This is a genomic window from Mycobacterium sp. 852002-51163_SCH5372311 (assembly GCF_001667115.1).
Lineage (GTDB): Bacteria > Actinomycetota > Actinomycetes > Mycobacteriales > Mycobacteriaceae > Mycobacterium.
The window spans coordinates 126,821-136,065 of sequence record NZ_LZIJ01000090.1 but is presented as its reverse complement, the minus strand read 5'-3'; the positions used below and the strand labels follow the sequence as shown (position 1 = coordinate 136,065).

The window sequence follows — 9,245 nt, the reverse complement described above, 5'->3', positions numbered from 1 at the left end:
CTACAACTGTTCGACGACGCCATGCTCACCGACCACCCCCTGATGATCGCCACCCACCTCGACACCGCCGGACTCGCTGCCAGCACCACACTGCCGCCGATCCTGCGCGACCTGGCCCCTCGCCCGGGGCGGCGACTGATCGCTGATTCCGACAGCACGGCGTCGCTCTCCGGGTTGGCGGCACGGCTGCAGGGGCTGGATGCTGAACAGCGTTACCACCATTTGGTAGAGCTGGTGTGCACCAACGCGGCAACAGTTTTGGGTCGCACTCTCGCAGACATCAACGCCGACAGCATGTTTCAGGATCTCGGCTTCGACTCCCTGACCGCCGTCGAACTACGCAACCGGCTCAAAAACGCCACCGGACTCACCCTTTCACCCACCGTGATATTCGACTACCCCACCCCCAGCGCCCTCGCCCAACACGTCGGCGAGCAGCTCGCCGCGGTGACGGTCAACACCGGCGCGCCGACCAGCGAACCAGACAAGTTGGCTCGTTTCGAGGACATCGCCCGCGAACTACAGACATTGGTCAATCAACCTGGCTGGACGGACGACGACAAGACACAGCTGAGCTCCCGGATACAAAAAATCCTGGCGGAGCTAACCGCTTCGCAATCCACGCCCAATCCGTTCTGCAACGAGGACCAGGACATCGGCAAAGCCGCCGAAAGCGAACTCCTGGCCATGCTAGACAAAGATTTCCCAGTATGACCCGCTATGAGGTGCCGTGCCACCGATTGACATAGCGATCATCGGACTCGCATGCAGGTTCCCCGGCGCCGGTAACCCAGGTGACTTCTGGCGCTTACTGCACGACGGGCTCGAAGTTTCCGAGAATGCCCTCGACGACGTCGCGGAATTCGACGCCGACTTCTTCAATCTTTCGCCGCGCGAGGCCTGCGCAGTGGATCCCCGCCAGCGACTCGCGCTCGAATTGACTTGGGAACTGCTCGAAGAGGCGGGCGTCGTGCCGGAAACCCTGTCCGGAGAACAAGTCGCTATATACCTCGGCGCGACGAACGACGACTACGCCTATCTCACGTTGCGCGACGCTCCGGATAATCTCGATCACCACTCGTATACCGGCATCAGCCGGGGAATGATCGCCAACCGGATCTCGTATACCTTCGGCATGCACGGCAACAGCATGACCGTTGATTCCGGTCAATCGTCCTCGCTGGTCGCCGTTCACCTGGCGTGTGAAAGCCTGCGTACCGGCGAGGCGCCGTTAGCGATAGCGGGCGGGGTCAATCTCAACCTCGCGGGCGAAACAGCAATGCTGGAAACGGAATTCGGCGCGCTGTCCTCGTCGGGCCACACCTACGCGTTCGACGCACGCGCGGATGGATACGTGCGGAGCGAAGGTGGCGGCCTGGTACTGCTGAAACCGTTACGCGCCGCCCTCGAGGACGGCAACCGCGTCCGCGCGGTCATTCGCGGCAGCGCCGTCGGCAACGCCGGGCGCAGCACGGCCGGGCTGACCGTACCGTCGGCTTCGGCGCAAGTCGACGTCATGACGCGCGCCTTGTCCTGCGCCGGTCTGGACAGCAATCAGATCCACTACGTCGAGGCTCACGGAACCGGCACCGAAATCGGCGACCCTATCGAGGCCGAGGCGCTCGGGCAGGCTTTTGGTCGGTGTCGCACCCGCCCGCTCAGTGTCGGATCGGTCAAGACCAACATCGGACATGCCGGAAGCGCTTCGGGCATCGCGGGGCTCATCAAGACGGTGCTGGCCATCGAAAACGCCGCGGTACCACCAAGTCTGAACTTCGCTAACGCAAGCCCCGCGGTGGATCTGGAAGGCCTTAAGCTACAGGTCAACACGACGCTGACGCCGTGGCCGGCGGACGACGGACCCAGGCGGGCGGGGGTGTCGTCCTTCGGAATGGGCGGGACGAACGCGCACCTTATCGTGGAGCAAGCTCCAGCCGAACAAGCGCAGATGCTGGAAAGCGTTGCAGTGCAACGCGATGACATCGACGTTGCGGTTCCGTGGGTGCTGTCGGGTCGTTCGCGGCAGGCCTTGACGAATCAGGCGGAACGTCTGCTGGCGTGGGTGGGCGCTGACGAAGGCCTACATTCGGCGGACGTGGCATGGTCGCTGGTCACGACGCGAGCGGTGTTCGACCACCGGGCCGTTGTGGTGGGGGCCGGGCGCACTGCCTTGATGGACGGACTGGCGGCGTTGGCGGCAGATGAGCCGGCCGCGGGTGTGGTGGTCGGCCGCGCCCAATCGGCCGGCGAGACGGCGTTCGTATTCCCCGGACAGGGTTCGCAATGGTTGGGAATGGGATCGGCTCTTTATGGCCGGTTTCCGGTGTTCGCGAAGGCGTTTGACGAGGCAGCCGACGCGTTGGACGGACATCTACGGCTACCACTGCGGCAAGTGATGTGGGGCAGCGACGCGACGCTGCTGCAGAGTACGGAGTTTGCGCAGCCCGCCTTGTTTGCCGTCGAAGTGGCGTTGGCTGCATTGTTGCGGTACTGCGGTGTTGAGCCCGACTTCGTGATGGGCCATTCAGTGGGCGAGATCAGCGCGGCATGCGTAGCCGAAGTGCTGTCGCTGACCGATGCCGCGATGCTGGTCGCGGCACGGGGACGGTTGATGGCTGAGATGCCCGAAGGCGGCGTGATGGTCGCCGCGGCCGCCGGCGAGGACGAGGTGGCACCGTTACTGGACGCAGGTGTGGGTATCGCGGCGGTCAACGGACCCAACGCGGTGGTGCTTTCGGGTGAGGCGGCCGCAGTAAACGCGGTAGCCGAGCGGTTGGCCGGGATGGGCCGGCGCGTGCATCGACTGGCTGTGTCGCACGCGTTCCATTCGCCATTGATGGAACCGATGATCGATAAATTCTCTCGGGTCGCCGCCGAGGTTTCTGCCGCTGAGCCGCGGATCAATCTGGTGGCCAACGTGTCTGGGCGATTGGCCGGTGCGGGATACGGGTCGCCGGAGTACTGGGTTGAGCACGTGCGCCGGCCGGTTCGCTTTGCCGACGGCGTGCAGACCGCCGAATCGCTGGGCGCCGGGGTGTTCGTGGAGGTCGGCCCCGGGGCCGGGCTACCCGCCGCGATAGAGCAGTCGTTGACCGCTGAGCGGCCGGTGCTGGTGGTGACTTTGGGCAAGGACCGTCCGGAGATCGAATCTTTGCTGACCGCACTGGGGCAGTCGTTCACCACCGGCCTGGCCGTGGACTGGCAAGCGGTGTTGGGCGGTCTGGGCGCTCGGGTCGTGGGACTGCCGACGTATGGCTTCGTACGGCAACGGTTTTGGTTGGGTGAAGGTAGAGCGGACGGGGAAGCGCCGGCGGTGGCGAATCAGCCGGCTGGTTTGGCCAGGCAATTGCAGGGATTGGACCCCAAGGATCAACAGCGTCAGCTGGTGGAGTTGGTGTGCTCGCGTGCGGCAATTGTCCTTGCGCACTCCAGCGCTCATGACATCGACCCCGAGCGAGCATTCCAGGACCTGGGATTCGACTCGATGACCGGTGTCGAGCTCCGCAACCGCCTCATAGCCGACACCGGGTTGGCTTTGTCTCGCACCTTGATCTTCGACTATCCCACCCCGACGGTGCTGGCCGATCATCTCGCGCAACTATTACTCCACGGCCGCAAAGAATCCGACGAAGAGAAGATCTGGTCGTCGCTGAGGAACATTCCCCTAACTGAGCTTCGCAAGACGGGATTACTCGACAAGCTGCTACTGCTGGCCGGACGGACCGAGACGTCCCATCCCGCCCCCGCTACGAAAGAAGACGTCATCGACTCACTGACCCCTGATGACTTGATAGCGATGGCGCTCAACACGGACGACGCCGATACGGATGACGCTCAGTGACCCACGGGCGCTAGTGAACTGGCACTGAGTCGCTGACTTCGACGGTCAGCCCTGGATGAGGGGACAACGCCGCGAGGTTGACCGCCCGGATGCGCTGAGCCGGCAGCCGCAGCCTGGTCCGGGCAACCAGCCGGGCCAGCATCACGGTCATCTCGGTAGTGGCCATGAGCGACCCGATGCACCGATGCATGCCCCCGCTGAACGGGATGAACTCGTGCGGCGCGGGCTTGCGATACTCGGTCGAAGCCGGATCCCAGCGCTGCGGACGGAACTCTGTTGGCTTCAACCATATTTCGGGCTGCCGGTGAGTGACGTATGCGCTGAACACCAGCAATCGTCCCGCCGGGATGCGATGCCCGTCGAAGAACAGGTCGCGCATCACCCTGCGCGCGGAGATAACACCGGGCGAGTACAACCGAAGAGTCTCGTGCACAACGCCATTGAGGTAGGTGAGTGCATCGAGGTCCTCCGCGGCCGGCGGTCTCTCGCCGAGGACACGATCCACTTCGTCGGCCGCGACGTCCCAGGCGCCGGGCAGGCTCAACAGGGTATAGGCCGCCCAAGCCAGGGCAGCGCTGGTGGTTTCGTACCCGGCGGTGATCATCGAAATGATCTGATCGCGAATCTCGTTGTCCGCCAAGGCATAGCCTTCTTCGCCACGACCGTTGATCAACATTGTCAACATGTGGTCGTCTGGTCTGGGCGCGGATCGAGCGTCGGCAATCTGTGCGTCGACGAGGTCGTTGATCCGTGTACGGGCGGCCATCGCTCGCCGCCAGGCCGGTGCGTTGACCCGCCGCTGCAGTTGCATGACCTGCGGCAGCCGATGCGTCATGTCCAGTAGGGGCTGGAGTTGTTCGCCAAGGAAATCGGAGTGGACGGCCAGGCGCTGACCGAACAGCGATTCGGCGGTGCTGCGCCGGACAGCGGAACGGAACTGTTGGTAGAGGTCCACCTGTTGGCCGTGCCGCCAAGTGTCGATTACCGCGTCGATATTGGACACCATGGTCTGCACGTAGTGCTGGATTTCGCGGTGCCGCAGCCCGGGCGCCACCACGCTGCGACGGCGGCGATGGTCGTCTCCGTCACTGACGATCAGCGCCGTCGGACCGTCCACAATAGCCAGGCTCTCAAAAGTCTCCCGCCAACTGAACGCATCGGCATTGGCGAACACGAACTTGTTCGCCTCGGCCCCCAGCAAATACGTGTAGCCATGCCGCCCGACTCCGGAATTGAGCACCGCGCCACGCCGGCGGTACAGCGCCAGCAACGCCTCGCCGGGCCAGTAGCGCACCGTCCTATACGGTTGTTCCGCCATGGCTCCTCCCCGCGCGGTTCGCAATTCGACGACGGCCGTGGCTCGACAGTACCTGATCGTCGTGCGGCTTCCCGCTGCGCGAAGCTGATTGACCTGGGCTGCTCAGCCAGTCATTATTGGCTTCGCGAGCACCTCGCTCGGTGAGGCGTGTGGGTGGACATGGGCCACTGGACATACCCTCCATCAGTGCACTAACAATTGCGACACCCACGTGTGTCCTGGCGGCAAGGAGGTGAGGGCCAGATGAGTCCGAGCGATAGTCCGTTTCCGAAATCCATATCGCTTGTATCCGGCCCCGGCACAGCCGCTTCGCGTATTTTGCGGTAGCTGCTCCTGACACCGTCACTGCGCCGGCCGGTCACCCGATAGATACGCCAGTGCCAGTGGAAGTGGGTGTTTATGGTGCACGACCGACTTGACCGCCACATCATTGTCAGCGGTGACGATGCGCTTGCGACGACCATTGTCGAGGAGCTGAACAAAGCCGGCGCGCGAATTGTCAGGCTCGCCGACGCAGAATTGGCCGACGCCGGTGTCGCCACTGCGTGCGCCGTCGTCTGCGCCGGCGCTGACGATGCGAAAAACCTCGAAATCGCTTTGCTGGCAAGGAAAGCCAACCCCGAGGTGCGCGTGGTGGCGCGGCTGGCCAACGACGTGCTGCGCACCGCAATGGCCGCCGACAACGGGCCCGGTGCCATCCTCGACGTCGCTGACCTCTCGGCGCCGTCGGTCGTCGAGGCATGCCTGGCGAGCACGACACATCCGTTCGAGGCGGCCGGCATCAACTTCGTCGTATGGGGGACCGAGGCGCCGCGCGATGCGACCTTGCGTGATCTCTACGGCGATTTGGCGCCAGCGGCGGTGATTCGGGGCGAAAACTCTGCTGCCCCAGGCGATGTGGTGGCATGTCCAGGCCGTGATCTGCGAGTGCACGCGGGTGATTGGACAGCGATGATCGGCACCGCCGACCAGTTGGCGGCATGCGGCGTCAAAGTGCCCGGGCGTGTCGGCACACGCGCAGGCCGGCCGCGGCTGCGGCGAGTGCTCGACGCCGCGCGAACCGTGCGCCAAGACGTCAACCCGGCCTTTTATCCCGCGTCGGTGGTCGGGGTTGTCCTGCTCATCGGCTCGACGATCGTGTTGCGCTTCAGTTACCTGCGGCATCCCGGCATCACCTGGCTGGACGCGCTGTACTTCAGCGCCGAAACGATCACCACGGTGGGCTACGGCGACTTCAGCTTTGCCCAGCAGCCCACCTGGTTGCGACTGTTCAGCGTCATGTTGATGTTCGTGGGCATGACCACTACTGCTCTCCTGGTCGCGTTCATCGCAGATCTGCTGTTGTCCCGGCGGTTCACGCACTCCGCCGGGCGCCGGCGGGTGCGCCATCTGCGCAACCACGTCATCGTCGTGGGACTGGGCTCGCTCGGGATCCGCGTCGTAAGCGATTTGACCGCCGCCGGATACGACGCAGCGGTGATCGAGAACGACGACGACAACCCCTTCTTGCCGGTGGCGGCCGATCTCGACGTGCCGGTCATTTTCGGGGACGCCACGCTGCGTCAGACGTTGGAGTCGGCGGGCATCGACCGTGCCCGCGCGGTCGCGGTGCTGACCCAGGACGACATGGTCAACATCGAGACCGGAATCGTGCTGAGCGAGATGTACGGTCCCGACGTGATGCCGGAGCTGCAGCGGCCCGACGTTCCGATTGTGCTGCGGGTCTACGACCGCGATCTGGGCTTCGCCGTGGCGCAGCGGTTCGGATTCGAGAACGTCCGGTCGGCCGTCGAACTGTCCGCGCCGTGGTTTATCGGTGCCGCAATGGGACTGCAGGTGCTGGGGACGTTTTCGGTCGGCCAGAGCTCTTTCATGATCGGCACGATGTTCGTGGAGGCCGGCAGCGAACTAGATGGGCTGACCATGTTCGAAATGTCCACCCAGACCCGCGTCATCGCGATTACTCGCGAAGACCAACCGGTCAGGCTGCACCCCCGCCGCGATACCCGGTTGAGAGCAGGCGACACGGCCTATCTGGTCGGGCCGTACCGGGAGTTGCTGGACACCCTGCGTAAGGGACAGCGGCGCGAGCACAGCGTAGGAAGCGGGTCATTCGAGCGCCTCCGAAAGCTCTAGCCAGCGGCCCTCTGTCGCGGCGACCTCGTCTTCCAACGCCCGCAACTCCTGGGTCAGCTTGGTAATGCCGACGTGGTCAGCCTGGTCATGGGCGGCCAGTTCGGTGTGCTTGGCGGCAATCCGATCGGCCAGGCGAGCCAGCTGGCGGTCAACCGAGGCCAGCTCCTTTTCGGCGGCACGGCGCTGCGCGCCCGACATGACCTGCGGCTCGGTCGCCGGTCGCACCGGCCCTGAGGGCTGGGCGGTATCGGCAGCCAGCCGCAGGTATTCGTCGATGCCGCCCGGCAGGTGGCGCAATTGGCCGTCCAGAATCGCGTACTGCTGGTCGGTTACGCGTTCGAGCAGATACCGGTCGTGAGATACCACGATCAACGTGCCCGCCCACGAGTCGAGCAAATCCTCTGTGGCGGTGAGCATGTCGGTGTCGACGTCGTTGGTGGGCTCGTCGAGCAGCAACACGTTCGGTTCCTCCAGCAGCGTGAGCATCAGCTGCAGCCGGCGCTTTTGACCCCCGGAAAGATCGCCGACCCGCGCAGACAGCTGTCCGCGGGCGAAGCCGAGACGTTCCAGCAGTTGGGCCGGGGTGACCTCGCGGCTGTCGACGTGGTAGTCGCTGCGCAGCCGGCCCAGCACGTCGGCGATCCTGTCGTCGGCGAGCGGTGCCAGGTCGTCGCCTTGCTGGTCGAGCACCGCCAGCCGAACGGTCTTGCCCCGCTTGACCCGGCCGGTGTCAGGAGCGATAGTGCCGGCGATCAATCCGAGCAGGGTGGACTTACCGGCGCCGTTGGCTCCGACGATGCCGGTGCGTTCCCCTGGGGCGATCCGCCATTCGACATCGCGCAATACCTGGCGGCCCTCGAAGGAGACCGACACGTCGAGCAGATCGATGACGTCCTTACCCAGACGGACGGTAGCCAGCTTGGCCAACTCAACGGTGTTGCGAAGAGGAGGCACATCCGCGATCAACTGATTGGCGGCCTCGATCCGGAACTTCGGTTTCGAGGTGCGTGCCGGTGGGCCGCGGCGCAACCACGCCAGCTCCTTGCGCATCAGGTTTTGGCGCTTGGCTTCGGCTGCCGCGGCCAGCCGGTCCCGCTCGACGCGCTGCAGCACGTATGCGGCGTAACCACCTTCGAACGGCTCGACGATCCCGTCGTGCACTTCCCAGGTCGTTGTGGCGACTTCATCCAAGAACCAACGGTCGTGGGTGACCAGCAGGAGCCCGCCGGTATTGCGGGCCCAGCGTTGCTTCAGATGGGCCGCCAGCCAGGTGATCCCTTCGATATCAAGGTGGTTGGTGGGCTCGTCGAGAGCGATCACATCCCATTCGCCGATAAGCAGCTGAGCCAGTTGGATTCGCCGCCGCTGACCGCCACTGAGCGTCGAAACCATTGCGTCCCAGGCGATGTCGGACACCAGTCCGCTTACCACATCGCGGACGCGGGCGTCGCCGGCCCACTGGTGCTCAGGCCGATCGCCGACCAGCGTCCAGCCGACCGTGTGACTGGGATCCAACGCGTCCGCCTGGCTCAGGGCGCCGGTTCTCAGGCCGCTGCGCAGGGTGACCCGGCCGGCGTCCGGCTGTAATTGGCCGGTGAGGAGACGCAGCAGACTGGACTTACCGTCTCCGTTTCGCCCTACGATGCCGATGCGTGCGCCGTCGTTGACGCCCAGCGTGACCGATTCGAAGACCACCTGCGTCGGATATTGCAGGTGTACGGCTTCGGCTCCGAGCAGGTGCGCCACTGGGCCAAAGTTACCGTCCGAAGCGCTGAGCCGGGTTGGGGCGGGGCGCCTCAAACGCTGTTCAAGCGTTGATGTTTAAGCCAGACCAGAGGTCGGCACTGACGAGGTCGCCCCGCCTCCGGCCAGTCTGACGGAAAAATGCGTGGATGACGAGTCTTCCTGCGCGACCGTCTTTGGCCGTTGTTCTCGCGACGCCCCCACCCA

The 9,245-nt window shown here is 64.7% G+C and carries 5 protein-coding genes; 3 read left to right on the top strand and 2 right to left on the bottom strand.

What is annotated here, in order from left to right:
- A partial coding sequence (locus tag A5791_RS12870; protein WP_231995883.1) for a phosphopantetheine-binding protein occupies positions 1–714 on the top strand: 714 nt, incomplete at its 5' end.
- 16 nt (positions 715–730) lie between these two features.
- On the top strand, positions 731–3,841 hold the full coding sequence (locus tag A5791_RS12865) for a type I polyketide synthase (RefSeq protein ID WP_067236655.1): 3,111 nt from the start codon (positions 731–733) through the stop codon (positions 3,839–3,841).
- 10 nt (positions 3,842–3,851) lie between these two features.
- On the opposite strand, the gene A5791_RS12860 is transcribed toward A5791_RS12865, so the two are convergent.
- Positions 3,852–5,135 (bottom strand): cytochrome P450, encoded by a 1,284-nt coding sequence (locus A5791_RS12860; protein WP_156661213.1) that lies wholly within the window; start codon positions 5,133–5,135, stop codon positions 3,852–3,854.
- A gap of 423 nt (positions 5,136–5,558) precedes the next feature.
- Between A5791_RS12860 and A5791_RS12855 the strand changes: the two genes are divergently transcribed.
- Complete coding sequence (locus A5791_RS12855; RefSeq protein ID WP_067236649.1) at positions 5,559–7,295, top strand: NAD-binding protein; 1,737 nt, start codon at positions 5,559–5,561, stop codon at positions 7,293–7,295.
- Here A5791_RS12855 and A5791_RS12850 read toward each other — a convergent pair.
- Positions 7,269–9,041: an ABC-F family ATP-binding cassette domain-containing protein gene (locus tag A5791_RS12850; protein WP_067236645.1), complete on the bottom strand. Its 1,773-nt coding sequence runs from the start codon at positions 9,039–9,041 to the stop codon at positions 7,269–7,271. The two genes, A5791_RS12855 and A5791_RS12850, sit on opposite strands and share 27 nt — an antisense overlap.
- Positions 9,042–9,245: the final 204 nt, after the last annotated feature.

What these genes read in the sequence shown, in the direction of transcription:
- A5791_RS12855 (WP_067236649.1), top strand. Translation starts at nt 5,559, where the DNA reads ATGGTGCACGACCGACTTGACCGCCACATCATTGTCAGCGGTGACGAT.